Annotated in this window: 21 protein-coding genes; 12 read left to right on the top strand and 9 right to left on the bottom strand. The window is 63.7% G+C overall.

Annotation, left to right across the window (positions count from 1 at the left end; all coding sequences use genetic code 11):
- Window positions 1–8 precede the first annotated feature (8 nt).
- Genes B4F51_RS04280 through B4F51_RS04270 form a run of 3 tightly spaced genes read right to left on the bottom strand, consistent with a single transcriptional unit; the run spans window position 9 to window position 2,591 of the window.
- Complete coding sequence (locus tag B4F51_RS04280; RefSeq protein WP_296223852.1) at window positions 9–317, bottom strand: sodium/substrate symporter small subunit; 309 nt, start codon at window positions 315–317, stop codon at window positions 9–11.
- Entirely contained in the window at window positions 314–1,894 is a 1,581-nt protein-coding gene (locus tag B4F51_RS04275; protein WP_296223851.1) for a sensor histidine kinase, read from the bottom strand. The genes B4F51_RS04280 and B4F51_RS04275 overlap by 4 nt, the downstream gene beginning before the upstream one ends.
- Window positions 1,887–2,591 carry a response regulator gene (locus B4F51_RS04270; RefSeq protein WP_296223850.1) on the bottom strand — a complete coding sequence of 235 codons (705 nt, stop codon included), beginning with the start codon at window positions 2,589–2,591 and terminating at the stop codon, window positions 1,887–1,889. Before B4F51_RS04270 ends, B4F51_RS04275 begins: the two co-directional genes overlap by 8 nt.
- Window positions 2,592–2,850: 259 nt before the next feature.
- On the opposite strand from B4F51_RS04270, the gene recA reads away from it, so the two are divergent.
- The 9 genes from recA to B4F51_RS04225 all read left to right on the top strand — a co-directional run bounded on the left by recA (window position 2,851) and on the right by B4F51_RS04225 (window position 11,771).
- Window positions 2,851–3,912 (top strand): recombinase RecA, encoded by a 1,062-nt coding sequence (gene recA, locus B4F51_RS04265; RefSeq protein ID WP_296223849.1) that lies wholly within the window; start codon window positions 2,851–2,853, stop codon window positions 3,910–3,912.
- 96 nt (window positions 3,913–4,008) lie between these two features.
- Entirely contained in the window at window positions 4,009–4,488 is a 480-nt protein-coding gene (recX, locus tag B4F51_RS04260) for a recombination regulator RecX (RefSeq protein WP_296223848.1), read from the top strand.
- 287 nt (window positions 4,489–4,775) lie between these two features.
- Window positions 4,776–5,438 carry a DUF2889 domain-containing protein gene (locus B4F51_RS04255; RefSeq protein WP_296223847.1) on the top strand — a complete coding sequence of 221 codons (663 nt, stop codon included), beginning with the start codon at window positions 4,776–4,778 and terminating at the stop codon, window positions 5,436–5,438.
- A 66-nt stretch (window positions 5,439–5,504) separates the two neighbouring features.
- Window positions 5,505–6,671, top strand: coding sequence for an ADP-forming succinate--CoA ligase subunit beta (gene sucC, locus B4F51_RS04250; protein WP_296223846.1), 1,167 nt, complete (start codon window positions 5,505–5,507; stop codon window positions 6,669–6,671).
- A 92-nt stretch (window positions 6,672–6,763) separates the two neighbouring features.
- Window positions 6,764–7,645, top strand: a complete 882-nt coding sequence (gene sucD, locus B4F51_RS04245; RefSeq protein ID WP_296223845.1) for a succinate--CoA ligase subunit alpha — start codon at window positions 6,764–6,766, stop codon at window positions 7,643–7,645.
- A 175-nt stretch (window positions 7,646–7,820) separates the two neighbouring features.
- Complete coding sequence (locus tag B4F51_RS04240) at window positions 7,821–8,519, top strand: TerC family protein (RefSeq protein ID WP_296223844.1); 699 nt, start codon at window positions 7,821–7,823, stop codon at window positions 8,517–8,519.
- A 208-nt stretch (window positions 8,520–8,727) separates the two neighbouring features.
- Window positions 8,728–9,237: a pilin gene (locus B4F51_RS04235; protein WP_296223843.1), complete on the top strand. Its 510-nt coding sequence runs from the start codon at window positions 8,728–8,730 to the stop codon at window positions 9,235–9,237.
- A 72-nt stretch (window positions 9,238–9,309) separates the two neighbouring features.
- Window positions 9,310–11,064 carry a PglL family O-oligosaccharyltransferase gene (locus tag B4F51_RS04230; RefSeq protein WP_296223842.1) on the top strand — a complete coding sequence of 585 codons (1,755 nt, stop codon included), beginning with the start codon at window positions 9,310–9,312 and terminating at the stop codon, window positions 11,062–11,064.
- Window positions 11,065–11,267: 203 nt separating this feature from the next.
- Window positions 11,268–11,771, top strand: coding sequence for a pilin (locus B4F51_RS04225; RefSeq protein ID WP_296223928.1), 504 nt, complete (start codon window positions 11,268–11,270; stop codon window positions 11,769–11,771).
- Between the two features lie 65 nt (window positions 11,772–11,836).
- Here the strand turns inward: B4F51_RS04225 and moaC are convergent, their stop codons facing one another.
- Window positions 11,837–12,313: a cyclic pyranopterin monophosphate synthase MoaC gene (gene moaC / locus B4F51_RS04220; protein ID WP_296223841.1), complete on the bottom strand. Its 477-nt coding sequence runs from the start codon at window positions 12,311–12,313 to the stop codon at window positions 11,837–11,839.
- Window positions 12,314–12,417: 104 nt separating this feature from the next.
- On the opposite strand from moaC, the gene B4F51_RS04215 reads away from it, so the two are divergent.
- Window positions 12,418–14,085: a M48 family metalloprotease gene (locus B4F51_RS04215; protein WP_296223840.1), complete on the top strand. Its 1,668-nt coding sequence runs from the start codon at window positions 12,418–12,420 to the stop codon at window positions 14,083–14,085.
- Between the two features lie 27 nt (window positions 14,086–14,112).
- Here B4F51_RS04215 and B4F51_RS04210 read toward each other — a convergent pair whose 3' ends face one another.
- The 5 genes from B4F51_RS04210 to B4F51_RS04190 are packed head-to-tail and all read right to left on the bottom strand — an operon-like array spanning window position 14,113 to window position 17,623.
- A complete protein-coding gene (locus B4F51_RS04210; protein WP_296223839.1) occupies window positions 14,113–14,694 on the bottom strand; it encodes a DUF2946 family protein in 582 nt (193 codons plus the stop codon).
- Window positions 14,687–15,805 carry a YheT family hydrolase gene (locus tag B4F51_RS04205; protein ID WP_296223838.1) on the bottom strand — a complete coding sequence of 373 codons (1,119 nt, stop codon included), beginning with the start codon at window positions 15,803–15,805 and terminating at the stop codon, window positions 14,687–14,689. Before B4F51_RS04205 ends, B4F51_RS04210 begins: the two co-directional genes overlap by 8 nt.
- Window positions 15,806–15,854: 49 nt before the next feature.
- A complete protein-coding gene (locus B4F51_RS04200; protein WP_296223837.1) occupies window positions 15,855–16,295 on the bottom strand; it encodes a YybH family protein in 441 nt (146 codons plus the stop codon).
- Window positions 16,296–16,350: 55 nt separating this feature from the next.
- Complete coding sequence (gene waaF, locus B4F51_RS04195; RefSeq protein WP_296223836.1) at window positions 16,351–17,376, bottom strand: lipopolysaccharide heptosyltransferase II; 1,026 nt, start codon at window positions 17,374–17,376, stop codon at window positions 16,351–16,353.
- A gap of 49 nt (window positions 17,377–17,425) precedes the next feature.
- On the bottom strand, window positions 17,426–17,623 hold the full coding sequence (locus B4F51_RS04190) for a zinc-finger domain-containing protein (protein WP_296223835.1): 198 nt from the start codon (window positions 17,621–17,623) through the stop codon (window positions 17,426–17,428).
- A 327-nt stretch (window positions 17,624–17,950) separates the two neighbouring features.
- On the opposite strand from B4F51_RS04190, the gene B4F51_RS04185 reads away from it, so the two are divergent.
- Both B4F51_RS04185 and B4F51_RS04180 read left to right on the top strand, forming a co-directional pair.
- Complete coding sequence (locus B4F51_RS04185) at window positions 17,951–18,757, top strand: AzlC family ABC transporter permease (RefSeq protein WP_296223834.1); 807 nt, start codon at window positions 17,951–17,953, stop codon at window positions 18,755–18,757.
- Entirely contained in the window at window positions 18,754–19,077 is a 324-nt protein-coding gene (locus B4F51_RS04180) for an AzlD domain-containing protein (protein ID WP_296223833.1), read from the top strand. The genes B4F51_RS04185 and B4F51_RS04180 overlap by 4 nt, the downstream gene beginning before the upstream one ends.
- The last annotated feature ends 2 nt before the right edge of the window (window positions 19,078–19,079 follow it).

The following is a 19,079-nucleotide window of genomic DNA, read 5'->3' as shown; positions in this document are numbered from 1 at the left end:
GCGGCGCCTCAGATGGACGGCGGTGGCGGTTGTTTCGGTGCGTCGAGCTGCGCGGATTCCGCCTCTTGGGAGGCCGCATCCGCGGCGGCGCGGTTGGTGCGCCACGCATACAGCACCGTGATCAGCACATAGACGATGGGCGCGCCCTGGCCTGCCACCCAATACGCAAACGACCAATCGAAGAAGCGCATCGACAGGTCGCGCGCGAAGAACGCCACCACGAACGTCACCACAAACCACACGCCCAGCAGTGCGGCGATCCAGCGCATGTTGGCGATCCAGCGCCGGCGCGCGGGGGTGCCCGGCGTGATGCTCACGTGGCCGCCTCGCCATTGGCTGTGCAGCGATGCAGCGTGATGCGAAAGCGTGCTCCCGCCAGGCGCGGCGACGATTGGTAGACGTTGTCGAGCACCTCAATGTCACCGCCGTGCTGCTGCACGATCTCGCGCACGATGGCCAGGCCCAGCCCGCTGCCCTCGACCTGCGTGCCGAGGATGCGGTAGAAGCGCTGCATCACGCGTTCGCGCTCTGCCACGGGGATGCCGGGGCCGGTATCGTCCACGTCGATGAAGAGGAAGGGCTCGAACGGCGCGGTAGTCACGCGCACCGTCACGTGGCCGCCATCGGGCGTGTAGCGGATGGCGTTGTCGAGCAGGTTGTTGAGCATCTCGGCGAGCATGGTCGCGTTGCCGGAAGTCATGACCGGCGGGCCGGGTTCTTCGAAGCCAAGGTCAATGTGCTTGGCCCACGCCTTGGGCAGCCATTCGGCCACCACTTGGCGTGACAGTGCGCAGATATCCAGCGGCACCATCCCGTCGGTCGCGCCCATGTTCTCCATGCGCGCCAGCGACAGCAACTGCTTGACCAGATGCGCCGTGCGGTCCGAACTGTCGGCAATGTACGCGAGCGTGCGGCGCAGCTCGTCGGGCGATTGTTCACGCTGAGCCAACTCGGCCTGCATGCGCAGGCCGGCCAGCGGCGTCTTCATCTGGTGCGCGGCGTCCGCAATGAAGCGCTTCTGCGTCTGCACTGATTGCTCCAGTCGCCCAAGCAGATCGTTGAACGAGGCGACCAGCGGCGTCAACTCCTGCGGCGCGGCGCCTTCGTCGATGGGGCTGGTGTCGCCCGGGTTGCGTGCACGGATGCGCTGCTGGATGGCGGTCAGCGGCGCCAGCCCGCGCGTCAGCCCGAACCACACCAGGATCACGGCCAGCGGCAGGATCACGAACTGCGGCAGGATCACGCCCTTGATGATCTCGTTGGCCAGTTGCGCGCGCTTGTCCAGCGTCTCGGCCACCTGCACGAGCGCCGGCTTGCCTCCGCTCACGCCGCCCATGCCGGGTTGCTGCACATACGTATACGCCACGCGGATGTCTGCGCCATGGATGCGGTCGTCGCGCAGTTGTACGAGACCGCCGGAGTTGGTGTCTTCCTCGGGCGGCAGCGGCAGGTCGCGATCGCCCGAGATGAACTCGCCGGTCGTGCCGAGCACCTGGTAGTAGATGTTGTCGGTTTCGTCCGCGCGCAGGATCTCGCGTGCCGAGATCGGCAATTGCAGCGTCACGCGCCCGTTCACCTCGCGCAATTGCTGGCTCAGTACGATGACGCTCGATTCCAGCGCCCGGTCGTACGGCGCATTGGCAATCGACTTGGCCACCAGGTACGTCACCGCAATGCTCATCGGCCAGAGCAGCAACAGCGGCGCGAGCATCCAGTCAAGAATCTCGCCAAAGAGCGAGCGCGCGACAGGCCGGGTGGCGTCGTCTTCAAGGTGGGGGAGGGTATCGGCGAGGTCGCTGCTGTCATCGCGGCCATCAGCCTGGGGCGCGGCGCTTGCGAGCGGTGCGCGGGGCACGCGATGGCGGCGCCACGGCCAGACCAGCCGGTCACCCATGGGCGGCGGCCTGGGTTGGTGCGGCGACGCGCTCCAGGCAATAGCCCAGCCCGCGCACGGTGGCGATGCGGATGCCGTCCACCTCGATCTTCTTGCGCAGGCGATGGACGTAGACCTCGATGGCGTTGTTGCTGACCTCTTCGCCCCAACCGCACAGGTGGTCGACCAGTTGTTCCTTCGACACCAGCCGGCCCACGCGGGCGAGCAATATCTCCAGCAGGCCGATCTCGCGCGCCGACAGCTCCACCATCTGGTCATGGATATAGGCGATGCGCCCGACCTGATCGAATGCCAGCGGCCCATGGCGGATGAGCGTGGCACCGCCGCCGGCGCCGCGCCGCACCAGCGCTCGCACGCGCGCCTCCAGCTCGGACAGGGCGAAAGGCTTGGCCATGTAATCGTCGGCGCCCAGGTCGAGGCCCTTGACGCGTTCTTCCACGCTGTCGGCGGCGGTCAGGATCAGCACCGGCAGCATCGCTCCGCGAGAGCGCAGGCGCTTGAGCACCTCCAGCCCCGACATGCGCGGCAGGCCCACGTCGAGGATGAGCAGGTCGTAGGTTTGTGCCGTCTGGGCGGACAGCGCCGCGTCGGCGGCGGCCCCGTCGGAGGCTTGGTCAACGGCATAACCGGCCTGGCGCAGCGAACGGGTCAGCCCGTCGGCCAGCGTGGCGTCGTCTTCGGCAATCAAGATGCGCATGCGTGTCTCCCCGCGATGCCGGGCAAGGTGTCTGGCTTGCCCATCCCGCCCGCTACATGGTTTTTGCGCGACACGAAGTGCGGGAGACTTGTCAAAACCACTGGTTTTTTATACAGTATCCCGAATTCGCCGTGCTGTAGTCTTGGCGGCGCTAAAGTAATGGAATTGGGTCGTGCTTTGCGGCCCGTTGTTGCTGGCAACCGCTGGAATCGCAAGCCCTTGCGGCCAGTTTATACACCAATTTGCACGAAGGACGACCATGGAAGACGGCAAGAAGGCAGCCACGATGAGCGCGGAAAAGCAGAAGGCGCTGGCTGCCGCGCTCGCGCAGATCGAAAAGCAGTTCGGCAAGGGCTCGATCATGAAGATGGGCGATGCCGAGGTGGAACCGGTCCAAGTGGTGTCCACCGGCTCGCTGGGGCTGGACGTGGCCCTGGGCGTCGGCGGCCTGCCGCGCGGCCGCGTGGTCGAGATCTACGGCCCGGAATCGTCCGGTAAGACCACCCTGACGCTGCAGGTGGTAGCCGAGATGCAGAAGCTGGGCGGCACCTGCGCCTTCATCGACGCCGAGCACGCGCTGGACGTGACCTACGCTGACAAGATCGGCGTGAACGTGCCGGACCTGCTGATCTCCCAGCCGGATACCGGCGAACAGGCCTTGGAAATTGCCGACGCGCTGGTGCGCTCGGGCTCGGTGGACCTGATCGTTATCGACTCGGTGGCCGCCCTGGTGCCGAAGGCCGAAATCGAAGGCGAGATGGGCGACGCGCTGCCCGGCCTGCAGGCCCGCCTGATGAGCCAGGCACTGCGCAAGCTGACCGGTACCATCAAGCGCACCAACTGCCTGGTGATCTTCATCAACCAGATCCGTATGAAGATCGGCGTGATGTTCGGCTCGCCGGAAACCACCACGGGCGGTAACGCGCTCAAGTTCTACGCCTCGGTGCGCCTGGATATCCGCCGCATCGGCTCGATCAAGCGGGGCGACGAGGTGGTCGGCAACGAAACCAAGGTCAAGGTCGTCAAGAACAAGGTGGCGCCGCCGTTCCGCGAGGCCATCTTCGACATCCTCTACGGCCAGGGCGTGTCGCGCGAGGGCGAGATCATCGACCTGGGCGTGGAAGCCAAGGTGGTCGAGAAGTCCGGCGCCTGGTACAGCTACGGCGGCGAGCGCATCGGCCAGGGCCGCGACAACTGCCGTGAATACCTGCGCGAGAACCCCGACCTGGCCCGCGAGATCGAAAACAAGGTCCGCGAGCAACTGGGCGTGACGCCGATGGGCGCCGTCGTGGCGGCCGAAGAAGAGGTTGAGGAAGAGTAATTGGGTTGGCCACCAGCACAGATTGGTGGTCCTATCGAGCTTGACACGCCTGCCGTCCCCCAACGGTGGGCGTTTTTCTTTGGGGCATGAAATCATATGCCGTTGCCGCGTCAACCGTTGTCGCTGAAGGCGCGCGCGCTGGGCTACCTGTCCCGACGCGAGCACAGTCGCGCCGAGCTGCGCCGCAAATTGGCCCCGCACGCCGAATCCGCCGAGGAGGTGGACGCGCTGCTGGATTGGCTGGAGCGCGAAAACTGGCTGTCCAACACCCGCTTTGCCGAAAGCGTGGTGCACCGCCGCGCTGGCCGTTATGGCACGGCTCGGCTGATGCAGGAGTTGAAGACGCATCAGCTCGGTGAGGAGACGCTGGGCGAGGTCAAGGCCCAGTTGCAGGCCACCGAGGTCGAGCGGGCCAAGGCTCTGTGGGAAAAGCGCTTCGGCCATCCACCCGCCGACCTTGCCGAGCGCGCCAAGCAGGTGCGCTACATGATGGCGCGCGGGTTTTCCCGGTCGGTGGTGTCGCGCATCATCGCCGGGGCGGATGAATTGCTGGGCGACGGTGACGAATCGGCCTGAACATCGCCGATCTTGTGGCAATTCGCGCAAACAATCCGTCTGTGCGGCGAATCGGTGGTTTGCACCTCCGGCGGCTGTTCAACCCTTCTGGCACCGCATTGCAGCACGCGACCCGGCCCGGTCGTGACGACGTGTTAAAATCCACAGCTTTGATACCGTCCTCTACTTCGGTTGCAGGGCGGTTGTGTTCGTGTGCAGCAGGCTATTCGCCGTTGCGCATGTCCCGTAGGTAGCGCGCGAGATCCGCGTGCGCCTGCCTCCATCGGTCCTATCGGTCTGTCTGGTCCATGCCTTTGTCTGCTCCCGTCCCGCGCGTCATGCGCCACCGCCGTGCCATCACGGTGGAGGCCTATTTGCGGGAAGACGGTCTGTGGGACATTGAAGCGCGCCTGACCGACACCAAACCTCGCGATATCCCGCTGGCCAGCGGCGGAGTTCGCGCAGAAGGTCAGCCGCTGCACGATCTGTGGCTGCGCGTGACCATCGACACCCGCATGAACGTCGTGGACGCCGAAGCGTGCTCCGACTGGGTGCCGTATCCAACACATTGCGACACGATCGGTCCGGCCTACCGCAAGCTCATCGGCTTGAACCTGATGAAAGGTTTCCGCAAGGCCTCGCGTGAGAGACTCGGCGGCGTGGCGGGCTGTACGCACCTGACCGAGCTGTGCGGCGTGTTGCCGACCGCCGCTATCCAGGCCTTCGCGGGTGATGTCTTTCCGGTACGAGACAATTCCAACGACCACCGGCCGATCGAGTCCGGCGAAAAGCCGCCTTATCAACTCCACGGCTGCCATGCCCTGCACCTTGAGGGCGAGGTGGTCCGCAAGCATTACCCCCGCTGGTTTGCTTATCAGTCACAACCTGAATCGCACACCAAGCCCGAGGCCAAGATCCTACCGCCAGTTACCGAGCCGCAATCGGAGCCATTTTCGGAGCCGTCGTCCTGACGGACGCTGCGCCGCTCGCGTTTTCAACATTCATCACACTCACACTGCCTAGCAAAGGAAACACGCATGAATATCCATGAGTACCAAGGCAAGGAAATCCTGCGCAAATACAATGTGCCGGTTCCGCGCGGCATTCCGGCCTTCTCGGTCGACGAGGCCATCAAGGCTGCTGAAACCCTGGGCGGCCCGGTGTGGGTCGTGAAGGCGCAGATTCATGCGGGTGGCCGTGGCAAGGGCGGCGGCGTGAAGGTTGCCAAGAGCATGGAGCAGGTCAAGGAATACGCCAGCAGCATCCTGGGCATGACGCTGGTGACGCACCAGACCGGTCCGGAAGGCAAGCTGGTCAAGCGTCTGCTGATCGAAGAAGGCGCGGACATCAAGAAGGAACTGTACGTGTCGCTGGTGGTGGACCGTGTGTCGCAGCAGGTCGCGCTGATGGCCTCGAGCGAAGGCGGCATGGACATCGAAGAAGTCGCTGCCCACACCCCGGAAAAGATCCACACGCTGCTGATCGATCCGCAAGCCGGCCTGCAAGACGCCCAGGCTGACGACATCGCCCGCAAGATCGGTGTGCCCGACGCGAGCGTGCCGCAAGCCCGCCAAGCCCTGCAAGGCCTGTACAAGGCATTCTGGGAAACCGACGCTTCGCAAGCTGAAATCAACCCGCTGATCCTGACCGGCGACGGCAAGGTCATCGCGCTGGACGCCAAGTTCAACTTCGATTCGAACGCGCTGTTCCGCCACCCGGAAATCGTCGCCTACCGCGATCTGGATGAAGAAGATCCGGCCGAAATCGAAGCCTCGAAGTTCGACTTGGCCTACATCTCGCTCGACGGCAACATCGGCTGCCTCGTGAACGGCGCCGGCCTGGCCATGGCCACGATGGACACCATCAAGCTGTTCGGCGGCGAGCCGGCCAACTTCCTCGACGTGGGCGGCGGTGCCACCACCGAGAAGGTGACCGAAGCCTTCAAGCTGATGCTGAAGAACCCGGACGTGAAGGCCATCCTCGTGAACATCTTCGGCGGCATCATGCGTTGCGACGTGATCGCCGAAGGCGTGATCGCGGCGGCGAAGGCTGTGTCGCTGTCGGTGCCGCTGGTCGTGCGCATGAAGGGCACCAACGAAGACCTCGGCAAGAAGATGCTGGCCGACTCGGGTCTGCCCATCATCGCCGCCGACACGATGGAAGAGGCCGCCCAGAAGGTCGTGGCCGCTGCCGCTGGCAAGTAAGCCGCCCGCCGCCCAACCATACGCGAACGCGAGCGGCGCCCGTTGAGACCAACGGCGCGGCTTGCTGCCAATCAGGCCAAAGAGGATTAAGCATGTCGATTCTGATCAACAAAGACACCAAGGTCATCACCCAGGGGATTACCGGCAAGACCGGCCAGTTCCACACCCGCGGCTGCCGCGACTACGCCAACGGCAAGAACGCCTTCGTGGCAGGCGTGAACCCGAAGAAGGCCGGCGAGGACTTCGAGGGCATCCCCATCTACGCAACCGTCAAGGACGCCAAGGCGCAGACCGGCGCAACCGTGTCGGTCATCTATGTGCCGCCCGCAGGCGCTGCTGACGCCATCTGGGAAGCTGTCGAAGCTGAACTGGACCTAGTGGTTTGCATCACCGAAGGCATCCCCGTGCGCGACATGATGATGGTCAAGGACAAGATGCGTAAGGCCGGCAGCAAGACGCTGCTGCTGGGCCCGAACTGCCCGGGCCTGATCACGCCGGACGAAATCAAGATCGGCATCATGCCGGGTCACATCCACCGCAAGGGCCGCATCGGCGTGGTGTCGCGCTCGGGCACGCTGACGTACGAAGCCGTGGGCCAGCTCACCGCGCTGGGCCTGGGCCAATCGTCGGCAGTCGGCATCGGCGGCGACCCGATCAACGGCCTCAAGCACATCGACGTGATGAAGATGTTCAACGACGATCCGGAAACGGACGCCGTGGTCATGATCGGTGAGATCGGCGGTCCGGACGAAGCCAACGCGGCCTACTGGATCAAGGACAACATGAAGAAGCCGGTGGTTGGCTTTATCGCAGGCGTGACCGCGCCTCCGGGCAAGCGCATGGGCCACGCCGGTGCGCTGATCTCGGGCGGTGCCGACACGGCGCAAGCCAAGCTGGACATCATGGAAGCCTGCGGCATCAAGACCACCAAGAACCCGTCCGAGATGGGCCGACTGCTGAAGTCGCTGCTGTAATCGGCAGGGTTTGAGGTTGTGCGAGAACGGGAGGCCTGGCCTCCCGTTTTTGTTTGGGGGCGACGGTTCGCGAGCAATGCGGCGTGCGTGCCATGCACGACCTGTATATAAGCAAAGCCGTAGCCTTTAATCCGTTCATCCCTGTTTAACAAGAATATTCACAGGAATGTTATTCATGGCGCTCACTTCCAGCGCATTCTGGTTCGCGCTCGGCTCCATCATCCTGACCAATGTCGTGCTGTCGGGCGACAACGCGGTGGTCATCGCCCTGGCCGCGCGCCACCTGCCGCAGCGGCAGCAGAAGCAGGCCATCTTCTGGGGGAGCGCCGGCGCTATCGTGCTGCGCATCGTGCTGACCATCCTGGCGGTCAAGCTGCTGGCGTTGCCGTATTTGAAGACGATCGGCGCGGTGCTGCTGGTCTACATCGGTATCAAGCTGCAGGCTGAAGCGGAGGAGGATGCCTCCGGCGAGCATCGCCAGCGCGACGGCCTGTGGCCTGCCGTTCAGACCATCCTCATGGCCGATTTGGTGATGTCGCTCGACAACGTCGTCGCCGTGGCCGCCGCAGCGGAGAAGGGGCCGCCGGGCACGACGTTTCTGCTGCTGGTGCTGGGGCTTGGGCTGTCGGTTCCGCTCATCATTTTTGGCAGCACGCTGCTGGTGGGGGTGATGGCGCGGTTTCCGATCATCGTGACGCTGGGGGCGGCGTTGCTGGGCTATCTGGCTGGCGACATGTTGGTCACGGACCCGGCGGATGCGGTGTGGTTCGAGCACGCAGTGCCGCGTGCTGGCGTCGTGCTGGGCTGCCTGGGCGCGCTGATCGTGGTGGCGGTAGGGTGGTGGTTAAGCCGACGGGCGCTGCGCCAGGCATAAGCCACTCCTCGTAGCCCTGCGCCGGAAAGTGATCGAGAGGACGCTAAATTGACGAACCTCGTCAATTTGTGACAAGAATTGACAATCTGTGGCGTGCGTAACACGCGAATCGCGTCAATTTTTGGCCGATATGCGGAGTTTTTCGGGTGGCACGGTCCGTGCTCTATCTCCCTCGCATCATCTTTAACCAAACAATCCGGGGGATTTTATGAAGTCGATGCGTTTCAACAAGCGTGCCCAGAAGGGCTTCACGCTGATCGAACTGATGATCGTGGTTGCGATCGTTGGTATTCTGGCTGCCATCGCCATTCCGGCTTACCAGGACTACACTATTCGTGCGCGCGTGACGGAAGGTTTGTCGCTGGCTGCGGCTGCTAAGGTCACGGTTGCTGAAAATGCTTCGAACGCTGCGCCTGATCTTTCGGCAGGCTACGTTCCGCCGACATCTACCGATGCTCTCAAGAATGTGAATACGATTGCCATCGCATCGAGCACTGGCGTTATTACGATTACCTATAATTCGAACGTTTCTACTTCCGCCAACGGGAATACGCTAACGCTCTCTCCTTTGGATAGCGCGAGTGGGAAAGCGTTGACTGTCAGCACGGCCCCGACGGGACAAATCAAGTGGGTGTGTCAAGCTGCAGTGACCTCCGCTGCCGCCAATACTACGGCGGGTTCGCTTCCGACTAAGTACGCCCCGGCAGAGTGCCGGTAAGCTAAACTGGCTCGCCTAGCAAGAGCGCCTTCGGGCGCTCTTTTCGTTTCGCCACGTCTTTGCCCGTAGCCGATGCCCCGATTCCCCACGCTATCGTTGCCGCTTTGGATTGCCGCTGCAGTATGTTGGTCTATTCCGTTTCTGGTGGCGCCGCATACCTATCCCATTCCCACGTTCTATGGCGAGTTTGTCACCGCTGTTTGCTGGATCGTGCTTGGAGTGTCCGTGCTGGGTTTGACGTGGGCGAGCAAGACGGGGCTGCCGAGCATTGCGCTGGCGCCGCTCGCTCTGATTGTTGTGTTGCTTGTGCAACTGGCTGTTGCCACACCGCTCAATCCGTTTTTCTCCTTTGCTGCCATCGTGTTCTTGTTTGGAGCTGCGGTCGTCTGCGGATTAGGGGCGCGTTGCCGGGGTATGCCGGGCGTCCTCGATGCGATTGCCGTGGGCATCTTGATTGGTGGGCTCTTGACGGTGGCGATCGAGTGTCTGCAACTGTTCCGTGTACCAGGTCTTCCGTCGGCATGGGTCGCGATGATGCCTGCTGGTACGGGGCGCCGCATGTGGGGCAACCTAAACCAACCGAATCACGTGGCCTCGTATCTGGCGTTTGGCTTGGCTGCCTGCCTGCTGTTGGCGCAGAAATACCGGCGCAGCCGGGTACCGCTGGTCATGGCTGCGCTGGTGTTCTTGCTGGGCATGGCGTTGACGTTCTCGCGCGTGACGTGGTTGCACCTGTGTGTGGTGGGCGGCATCGCAGGGCTGGTTTGGTCTGCCGACGTGCGTGGCGCGCGCCGTTGGTGGTTGGCCTGTGTGCCGCTCGTTGCGTTGGCGGTGGCCTATCAGGTCTGCAATTGGCTGGTGGATTACGCTAACGTGCTCTGGCACCTTGATCTGCCTTCGTCGCTCGGCGACCGGTTCAAGGACGAGGGCAATAACCTGCGTTTGCTGCTCTGGAAGCACGCGTGGCACATGTTCTTGGCCCATCCGTGGCTCGGTGGCGGCTGGGGCGACTATGCCTGGAACCAGTACGTGCAGACCGATACGCTCGGCAACGTCGAGATGTCGTTAAACGCACACAACATCGTGCTGGATCTCCTGGCCAAGGTGGGGACGATCGGATTACTTGCCGTGGCGCTGCCTTTCGTGTGGTTGCTGTATGGTGCGTGGAGACGGCCCCTGACGCCGGAGTTGGCTTTCCTCGCGACCATTATTCTGGTGATGGGTGTGCATTCGATGCTTGAGTACCCATTGCATTACCTATTTTTCTTGCTGCCCTTTGCATTTGCACTCGGTTACGCGGACGAGCGCGAACTGCGCATGCCATCCGGCAGCATGGTGTCTCTGTTGACTGGGGTTGTGGTGGTGGGCACGGTAGTGCTGACCGCTCGCATGTGGGTCGATTACAAATCAGTTGAGCGCCTTTACTACATTCCAGACGGTGCGCGGCAGGCAACGTATCAACGCTACCAGGCCAGCGGGCAATTGCTGCTGGTTCCGTACGGAACGTTGGCGATCGCAAACAGTGCGGCGATCACCTACGGAGTGGCACCGATTATGTCCGCGCTGGAGCGTGAGGCAGTGCATTTCTACCCTGGTTCCGGCACCGTACAGCGCTACGCGTTGGCGCTCGCTCTGCAGGGCAAGACCGACGAAGCGGTGACCCAAGTCCGTCGGCTTCATCACCAGTACTGGACCAACTATGCCACACAATCCACGGATCTGACCGGGGCATGCGCACAGCGTGCCGATGCGCTCGAGGCTTTCTGTGCCCGGCTCCGATCCGAACGTTTGCTGATTGTTGCAGACCCGTCGGTAAATAAGAATTAGCTTTCTGCCTCGCGACAAAAAGCGCTCCATTCGGAGCGCTTTGTTATTTTTGGAAGGGATTTTTTCTTATTATCAAAAATTGTTGCGCGATACATGAATTGTTTCCGATTCGCTTAGGCTTGGGGTTCTCAAGGGCTAATTTCGATAAAAGAAGTTTGGCCACTGAGTTCTTTGTCATCAAAAGCGAACTGGGAGTTGTCGACATGTTGAAGCATCGCGTTGCTAAGCGGGTTCAAAAGGGGTTCACCCTCATTGAGCTCATGATCGTTGTCGCTATCGTCGGTATTCTGGCGGCGATTGCCGTACCGGCGTATCAGGATTACACCGTCCGAGCGAAGGTAACCGAAGGGCTCGCATTGGCTGCGCAAACAAAAACGCTTGTGGCGGAAAACGCTATTGCTGGCCAAGATAGACTTTCGAAAGGAATATCGGATTTCTTTCCAACCAAGAACGTCTCGAAGCTCGATGTTGATGACGCTACTGGCGAAATTGTGATCACATTTGATCCGAAACTTGTACCTGACACGAAGAACCAGTTGGTGCTAACGCCATATTCTGAGGGTCGAAATTTAAAGGCCGGGAGTATCCCTGCGGCAGCTATCCAATGGGTTTGTGCGGCAAGCGGGAAAACGCAGCCAGATTCAGGCGTGACGCAGAAGAAGTCTCCTAGTCTGGATGCCAAATACGCCCCTGCCGAGTGCCGCTAACTTCCGCGCACACAAACAAAAAGAGCGTCCCAGGACGCTCTTTTCATCTGCAGCATGCAAGCGTATTAATCCGACACCCACTCCCCCGACTTCCCCCCCCGCTTCTCCATCAACCGCACATCCCCAATCACCATCCCCCGATCCACGGCCTTGCACATGTCGTAGATGGTCAGCAGGCCAACCTGCACAGCAGTCAGCGCCTCCATCTCCACCCCAGTTTGCCCACGCGTCTCAGCGCGAACAGTACAGCGTACGGTGTGAGCAACTTCATCCAATTCAAACTCCACGCCCACCTTGGTCAACGCCAGCGGATGACACAGCGGAATCAGATCCGACGTTCGCTTGGACCCCTGAATCGCCGCAATGCGCGCAATCCCCAGCACATCGCCTTTCTTGGCCGTACCGTCGCGCACCAGCGCAAACGTCTGCGGCAGCATGCGGATCGTGCCGGTAGCCACCGCAACGCGATGCGTAACGGCCTTGTCGCCGACATCGACCATATGGGCTTGTCCGGCGGAATCGAAATGGGTGAGTTGCGGCATGGATGACAGCGGAATCAGGGGGCAGAATACGAAGCGTTTTATGATAGCAAGCACCCGGCTTTCGGCGACGTTGCCGGATCGATTTCGCCCACCGCGCTTTCCGTATGACGCTTTTCCTCTTCCAGCCGCGCGCTCGCAAGTTGACCGCCGCTGTGGTGTTGTCGACTTGGCTTGTGCCGTTGCCACTGCCTGTGCTGGCACAGGGGCCGGCATCTGCGCCGGCAGCCGACCAGGTGCAGAGCAACCTGAACCGCAGCGTACAGATCGGCCGCCAGTCGCCGTACCTGCAGAAAGACCCGACCGTCATCGATGCGCCGACGTATGAGTTGCCCGACATGGGCGACCCGTCCACGGCGGCGCTGTCGCCGGAGATGGAGCGGCGCCTGGGCGACCGTGTGATGCGCCAGATCCGCCGCGATCCGGACTACGTGCCTGACCCGTTGCTCGCCGATTACCTCAACACCATTGCCTACAAGCTGATCGAGGCAGCACGCCGGCAGCGCGTGGGGGGCAGTAGCTCCGCGTCGAGCTTTGAGCTGTTCGCCGTGCGCGACCCGGGCATCAATGCGTTTGCGCTGCCGGGCGGCTACATCGGTGTGAATACGGGCACGCTGGTGGCCACTGAGAGTGAGTCGGAGCTGGCCTCCGTGCTCGGCCACGAAATGGGCCACGTGTTGCAGCGGCATATCGCGCGCGGCATCGACAAGTCGGGCGAGTCGATGTGGATTGCGTTGGCGTCGATCCTGCTGGCTGGGCTTGCGGCGACCAAGAGCGGCGACGCGGCGCAGGCGCTGGCCGTGGGCGGGCAGGCGGCGGCGGTGTCGAACCAGCTTGCCTTCTCGCGCAGCGCAGAGCGCGAGGCTGACCGCGTCGGCTTTACGCTGCTCACGGGCGCTGGTTACAACCCCGAGGGCATGCCCGACTTCTTCCGCCGCCTGCAGCGTGTGACGAACATTGCGGATACCGGCGTGATCCCCGGCTATGCGCGCACCCACCCGCTCACGGGCGAGCGCATTGCCGACATGGAGGACCGCGCACGTGGCCTGCCGCACCCGCGCCAGCCGCGCCGGCCCGAGTTCGGCTTTGCCAAGGCGCGGGCGCGCGTGCTGCAGGAGACGTCGACCAGTGCCTACCTCGACGTGCGCAATGCGATGCAGTCGCAACTGTCGTCGGCGCCGGATGCGCCCGTCGAGAAGCGGGCTGCGCTGTGGTACGGCGTGGCCGTTGCCAACCAGATGGCCGGGCGATTGGCCGAGGCCGAGCAGGCGCTTTTGGAAGCGCGGCGCCTGTACGGCAACATTCCCGGCATCACCTCGGGCAGCGTCGATCTGGACGTCACCGCCATCGAATTGGCGCGCGCCGGCAACCACGCGCCCGAAGCGCTGACGCTGGCGCGTGCAGCGCTCACCGCGTATCCGCTGTCGCGCGCCGTCGGCATCACCTACGCGCAGACGCTGCTGGCGGCCGGTCGCACGGATGATGCGATCCCCTATCTGCGGGACAAGGCCCGCGAAGACACCACGCAGTCGATCTGGTGGGACATGCTCGCGCGCGCCTATGCTGACAAGGGCAAGCACGTCGAGCAGCACCGAGCGCTGGCCGAGAAGTACGCGCGCGATGGCGCGTGGGGTTCAGCGGTGGAGCAGCTCAAGCTGGCGCGCGAAGCGGGCGATGCGGATTTCTACACGCTGTCCGAAGTGGATGCGCGCTTGCATCAGATGGAGCGGCAGTACAAGGAGGAGAAGGCGGAGGATAAGGCGTTGCCGAAGTAGGAAAGGGCGGACGGCCGACCCTCGCCGCTACGCCGTTGGATGCGGCACAAAGCCATAACGCCGCGGCACCTCGGCGCTATGGATCGGCTCGATATCGAACGTGCCATCGCCCACGGCCAGCGTGCCAAGCGCGGTGCTGCACGCCTCGCCAAGCCATTGCGCCAGTGACGAGAACGGCTCGAGGTCGTGATCGTGCAGCAGGGCGATGGTCTCTTCCGCTTCCAGCCCGGCCACGCGGCCTGACAGCAGCACGTTGCCGAGCTCGTCGGCAAAGCAGCCGGTCGGCACGAAGGGCGCACCTGAGGTGGTGACGAAGGCGGGCGGCGCACCGTCAGGCATCAGCCGCACGATCCACGGCGTGTAATCGAGTTCGACGAACACCCGCTGCGGCCCGTTTTGGAAGAACCAGCGGCCCGCATCGTCATGCGCGTAGTTGCGCGCGATGAAGTCGATGAGCGGCGTATGGCGGATCGGGTCGCCCGACAGCTTGTTGGCCTGCGCAAATTCATTGCGCATGCGCCATTGGCCACGGCGGTCCAGCGCCAGCCAGCCAAAGCAATTCGGCACGTTCGGCCATTTGGCCATGGCCTGGCGGACGATCTCATCCATGGATGCCTCCCACCATGCCATTGGGCTGTGCGGGCAGCAGCGGGCCCGGGCTGCCCAGCGCGTCGTCAAAGAAGCGCAGGACGCGCGCCGGCATCCAATCGATGCGGCCGGCCATGTGGCGCAGGCCGCCATCGTGACGCAGCAGGAAGCCAACATGGCCGCCATGCTCCGGTTGGTCGAGCACGATGTCCGGCGATACGTCGGCCGGGCCGGGCAGGTGCTGTCCAGGCAGGAAGGGGTCGTTGCGCGCGTTGAGCACCAGCGTCGGCACGCGCACTTCACGCAGGATCGGCTTGGATGAAGCACGTGTCCAGTAGTCGAGCACATCGCGAAAACCGTGCAGTGGCGCCGTGACGAGGTTGTCGAACTCGCTCAGGTTGCGTGCAGCCAGCATGGTGGCCCGGTCGTACAGGCCGGGGTGCTGGTCGAGCTTCGCGTTGGCCTTTTCCTTGAGCGTGCGCAGGAACATGCGCGTGTACACCATGTTGAAGCCCCGCGAAAGCGCAGCGCCGCCGGCTCGCATGTCCAGCGGCGCGGAGACCGTCGCCGCAGCGCTCAGATGGCGCGCGCCGGTACCGTGCTCACCCAGATAGCGCAGCAGCGCATTGCCGCCCAGCGATATGCCGACGGCCAGCAGTTTGCGGCCCTGGGGCAGGCAGACCGTCTGATAGAGCCGTTCCAGGATCCACGCGATCTCGGCGCCATCGCCACAGTGGTACATGCGGGGTGCGCGGTTCATCTCGCCCGAGCAGCCGCGAAAGTGCGGCACGACGCCCGGCCAGCGGCGCGCGCGCAGCGCATCCATCATCAGCCGCGCGTAATGGCTGCGCGAGTCGCCCTCCAGCCCATGGAACATGACGACCAGCGGCGCATGGGCGTCTGCCTCGTGCGTGGTCCAGTCGAGGTCGATGAAGTCTTGATCGGGCGTGTCCCAGCGCTCGCGCCGGTAGGTGATGCGCGGGAAGCGCCACAGGCGCGCCGGCACGATGGTCTGTGCGTTGCCGCCGATCAGCCACCACGGCGAGCGGAACGCATGCGGCTCGAACGGCCCCGCCAGCATGGCGCCGAGGTTCAGTTCAGCGGGGGCAGCATGGCGAGACGAGTAGGTCATCGGGCAGCGGGTGTAGCGAATCCAGCGGCCACGCCGAATGTGGTGCGGCTCAGTGCAGTGAGTGCGAAACGCTGGCCATGGAGGCCGCTACGCGCTCTTCCGCCGCCTGGCTGGAATGCACGTGGGCGATGCGCCAGCCTTCATGGTTCTGCATCAGCACGTAGGTGGTGTGCACGTACAGATCGGCTTCGGTGGAGGTGGCGGAGAAGCGTAGCGCTTCGGTCGCCTCGAAGATCGATACGCCCAGCGACGAGTGCACCTGCTGGGAGAGGCATTCGATCCAGACCGGGTTCTTCTCGACCAGCGCGTCGAGGCACCCGCGCAGTTGCTCGTGGCCGTACAGGCGCTGGCCGTCGGGCAGGATGAAGCTCACCGAGTCTTCGTCCAGCCACAGCTTGAGCGCGCTGTCGGCATCGCGGCGCTTGAGCGCATCGCGATAGGCTTCGAGGATGTCCTCGGCGGCTTCGAACAGGCGGGCAAATCGTGGCATGGCAGCTAGAGTTTGAGGGGGGACTGACGGTACTGGAGCGGCTGTTTGAGTGCATTTATACCGGCTGCAGCAGCCGGCGCAATTCATGAAACACCATCTCGGGGCCAATGTCGCGCAGGCAGCGCAAGTGGCCGAGCGGGCATTCGCGTGCAAAGCACGGGCTGCACTCCAGATGGAGCCACATGATACTCGCAGCGGGTGACAGGGGCGGCGTGTGGCGCGGGTCGCTGGAGCCGAACACGGCCACCTGCGGTCGCCCGAGGGCGGCCGTCACATGCATCAGGCCCGAGTCGTTGCAGATGGCGGCCTCGGACCGGGCGAGCAGTTCGATGGCTTCGTCGAGCGAGGTTTCACCGCAGAGGTTGCGCACGAAAGGGGCGCGCTCGACGATGGCATCGGCCATCTCGCGGTCCTTGCCCGAACCGAGCGTGACGATCTGCGCGTACGGGAACGAGCGGCGCAGCATCTGCGCAAGCTCGGCGAAATGCTCGGCGGGCCAGCGCTTGGCCGGGCCGTATTCCGCGCCGGGGCAAAAGGCGATCAGCCGCGCATTGCCCGGAATACCGAACTTGGCCGATGTGGCCGCCACGCGTTGCACGTCGACGTCCAGCTTCGGGTCGGGCAGGGCGTCGGGCAGCTTGGCGCCAGGCTTGAAGGCCAGCGCTGCATAGTGCTGCACCATTGGCGGGCGCTCGTTCTTGGGCGGATTCGGGTAGCGCACGTTGAGCACGCCCAGGCGCGATTCGCCCTTGTAGCCGATGCGCAGCGGAATGCCGGCCAGCCATGGAATGAGCGCGCTCTTGAACGAGTTCGGCAGCACGTAGGCCACGTCGAAGGTTTCGCCCTTGATCCGCTGGGCGAACATCGTGCGGCTGCCGAGCTGCAGCTTGCCGTGGGCGAGGTCGGTGGGCAACACACGGGCGATTTCCGGCATGCGTGCGAGCACCGGCGCCACCCACTTGGGGGCGATGGCGTGAATCTGCGCGCGCGGGTGCCGCGCCTTGATCTGCGCAAACAGCGGCTGCGCCATCAGCGCGTCGCCGATCCAGTTAGGGGCGACTACGAGGATCTTGCGCATCATCGATTCGCCGGAAGTGGGTTGCGACCAGCGTACAACGGGTGAAGACGGCTCAATGGTGGCCCTTCAGTTCTACGCCGGGGGCCAGCTTGTAGACCGTGCCGCAGTACGGGCACTTGACCTCGCCGGTGTCGGCAATGTCGAGGAACACGCGCGGGTGGTAGTTCCAGGCCGGCGTCTTGGCGGTCGGGCAATGCAGCGGCAGGTCGTCAGCGCCGATTTCGATCGTGGGTGCGGTATGCGTGGTCATGATGAGGTGAGAAATGCCGATGGGGTCTGACCGAGGGTCAGCCACATCCTGTATGGCCGCAGGCTCAAATGCCGACAAAGGCGAAATTGTAAGGGGTGGGCGCTGGCACGCCAACGCTGAATGTTTCACCGTGGCGCCCGGCACGAATCGGCGCACGCTGTCTGTCGTATTCGGATCGGCATTAAGCGGGCACTTAACACAAAAAGTATAATCGTCCGTTTCCTGCGAGCCACCCATGTCGCCCCCGACATTCCAACGTTTGCGCGTTACCGGCAATCCCTGGCCGGCCGATCAAAAAGAGACGAATCCGCCGCTTGTGAGGGCGTCATGGCGTTAATCCGCTGGAGCGCCGCGCTGCAACGCCGCTGGCAGGCGATCGACCCAGCCGAGCGCGCCGGTTTTTTCGCCGGCATGCGGGCTTACATGCCGTCGCTGCCGCCGGTGCTTGCCTGGGGCACGGTGACCGGCGTGGCGATGAGCAAGTCGGTGCTGACCATTCCGCAGGCGATCGGCATGACGATCTTCGTCTATGCGGGGTCGTCGCAACTGGCGGTGCTGCCGCTGCTGGCGGCCGGGCTACCGATCTGGACGGTGTTGCTGACGGCGTTCATCGTCAACGTGCGCTTCATCATCTTCAGCGCGGGGTTGGCACAGCATTTCGGACATCTGCCGTTCGTACGGCGGGTTGTCCTGGGCGTGTTCAACGGTGATCTGCCGTTTGTGCTGTTCACCCAGAAGTACCCGTCGGCCGCGCCGGAGGCGGGCAAGGAGGGCTACTTCTGGGGCATGGTCCTGCTGAGCTTCGTGGCCTGGCAGGTGTCGTCCATCGTGGGCATCGTCGCGGCGAGCCTGTTTCCTGATGCGTGGGGCCTGGCACTGGCCGGGACGCTGGCGCTGATTCCTGTCATGGTGTCGACCATTCGAAGCCGTGCCACCCTCATGGCGGTGGCGGTGGCAGCGGTGCTGGCGCTGGTCGCCTTCAAGCTGCCTTACCGTTTGAGCCTGGTGATTGCCGTGACCGGAGCGATGGCCGCCGGCCTGGCCGCCGACGAGGCTGCCGCGCGCCTCCAATGGCAGCGCCGCCGTGCCTTGCAGGCAACCCCGCAGGCCACGCCCGAGGAGGAAGACGCATGAGTGCGCTGGAAATCTGGCTGGTCATCGCCGGCATGACGATGGTGACCATCGTGACGCGCTCGCTGTTCCTGATCGTGGGTGAGCGCGTGACGCTGCCGATGCGCCTGCAGCACGCGCTGCGCTTTGCGCCGGCCGCGGCGCTGATCGCCATCGTGCTGCCTGACCTGCTCTGGAACCAGAGCCACTTCGACCCGAGCTGGACCAATCCGCGCCTGATGGCCGGCATCGCTGCCACCGCGTTCTACGTGGCGACGCGGCGCATGCTGGGCATGATCTTCGTCGGCATGGGGGTGTTTACCGTGCTGCGTCTCTGGGGATGAAC

The sequence above is a fragment of the Ralstonia sp. UBA689 genome, from assembly GCF_002298975.1.
Lineage (GTDB): Bacteria > Pseudomonadota > Gammaproteobacteria > Burkholderiales > Burkholderiaceae > Ralstonia.
Note: the sequence above shows the minus strand (reverse complement) of the source record. Positions and strands in the feature narration are given on the sequence as shown.

What these genes read in the sequence shown, in the direction of transcription:
- B4F51_RS04275 (WP_296223851.1), bottom strand. Translation starts at nt 1,894, where the DNA reads ATGGGTGACCGGCTGGTCTGGCCGTGGCGCCGCCATCGCGTGCCCCGC.
- B4F51_RS04270 (WP_296223850.1), bottom strand. Translation starts at nt 2,591, where the DNA reads ATGCGCATCTTGATTGCCGAAGACGACGCCACGCTGGCCGACGGGCTG.
- recA (WP_296223849.1), top strand. Translation starts at nt 2,851, where the DNA reads ATGGAAGACGGCAAGAAGGCAGCCACGATGAGCGCGGAAAAGCAGAAG.
- recX (WP_296223848.1), top strand. Translation starts at nt 4,009, where the DNA reads ATGCCGTTGCCGCGTCAACCGTTGTCGCTGAAGGCGCGCGCGCTGGGC.
- B4F51_RS04255 (WP_296223847.1), top strand. Translation starts at nt 4,776, where the DNA reads ATGCCTTTGTCTGCTCCCGTCCCGCGCGTCATGCGCCACCGCCGTGCC.
- sucC (WP_296223846.1), top strand. Translation starts at nt 5,505, where the DNA reads ATGAATATCCATGAGTACCAAGGCAAGGAAATCCTGCGCAAATACAAT.
- sucD (WP_296223845.1), top strand. Translation starts at nt 6,764, where the DNA reads ATGTCGATTCTGATCAACAAAGACACCAAGGTCATCACCCAGGGGATT.
- B4F51_RS04240 (WP_296223844.1), top strand. Translation starts at nt 7,821, where the DNA reads ATGGCGCTCACTTCCAGCGCATTCTGGTTCGCGCTCGGCTCCATCATC.
- B4F51_RS04235 (WP_296223843.1), top strand. Translation starts at nt 8,728, where the DNA reads ATGAAGTCGATGCGTTTCAACAAGCGTGCCCAGAAGGGCTTCACGCTG.
- B4F51_RS04230 (WP_296223842.1), top strand. Translation starts at nt 9,310, where the DNA reads ATGCCCCGATTCCCCACGCTATCGTTGCCGCTTTGGATTGCCGCTGCA.
- B4F51_RS04225 (WP_296223928.1), top strand. Translation starts at nt 11,268, where the DNA reads ATGTTGAAGCATCGCGTTGCTAAGCGGGTTCAAAAGGGGTTCACCCTC.
- moaC (WP_296223841.1), bottom strand. Translation starts at nt 12,313, where the DNA reads ATGCCGCAACTCACCCATTTCGATTCCGCCGGACAAGCCCATATGGTC.
- B4F51_RS04215 (WP_296223840.1), top strand. Translation starts at nt 12,418, where the DNA reads ATGACGCTTTTCCTCTTCCAGCCGCGCGCTCGCAAGTTGACCGCCGCT.
- B4F51_RS04210 (WP_296223839.1), bottom strand. Translation starts at nt 14,694, where the DNA reads ATGGATGAGATCGTCCGCCAGGCCATGGCCAAATGGCCGAACGTGCCG.
- B4F51_RS04205 (WP_296223838.1), bottom strand. Translation starts at nt 15,805, where the DNA reads ATGACCTACTCGTCTCGCCATGCTGCCCCCGCTGAACTGAACCTCGGC.
- B4F51_RS04200 (WP_296223837.1), bottom strand. Translation starts at nt 16,295, where the DNA reads ATGCCACGATTTGCCCGCCTGTTCGAAGCCGCCGAGGACATCCTCGAA.
- waaF (WP_296223836.1), bottom strand. Translation starts at nt 17,376, where the DNA reads ATGATGCGCAAGATCCTCGTAGTCGCCCCTAACTGGATCGGCGACGCG.
- B4F51_RS04190 (WP_296223835.1), bottom strand. Translation starts at nt 17,623, where the DNA reads ATGACCACGCATACCGCACCCACGATCGAAATCGGCGCTGACGACCTG.
- B4F51_RS04185 (WP_296223834.1), top strand. Translation starts at nt 17,951, where the DNA reads ATGGCGTTAATCCGCTGGAGCGCCGCGCTGCAACGCCGCTGGCAGGCG.
- B4F51_RS04180 (WP_296223833.1), top strand. Translation starts at nt 18,754, where the DNA reads ATGAGTGCGCTGGAAATCTGGCTGGTCATCGCCGGCATGACGATGGTG.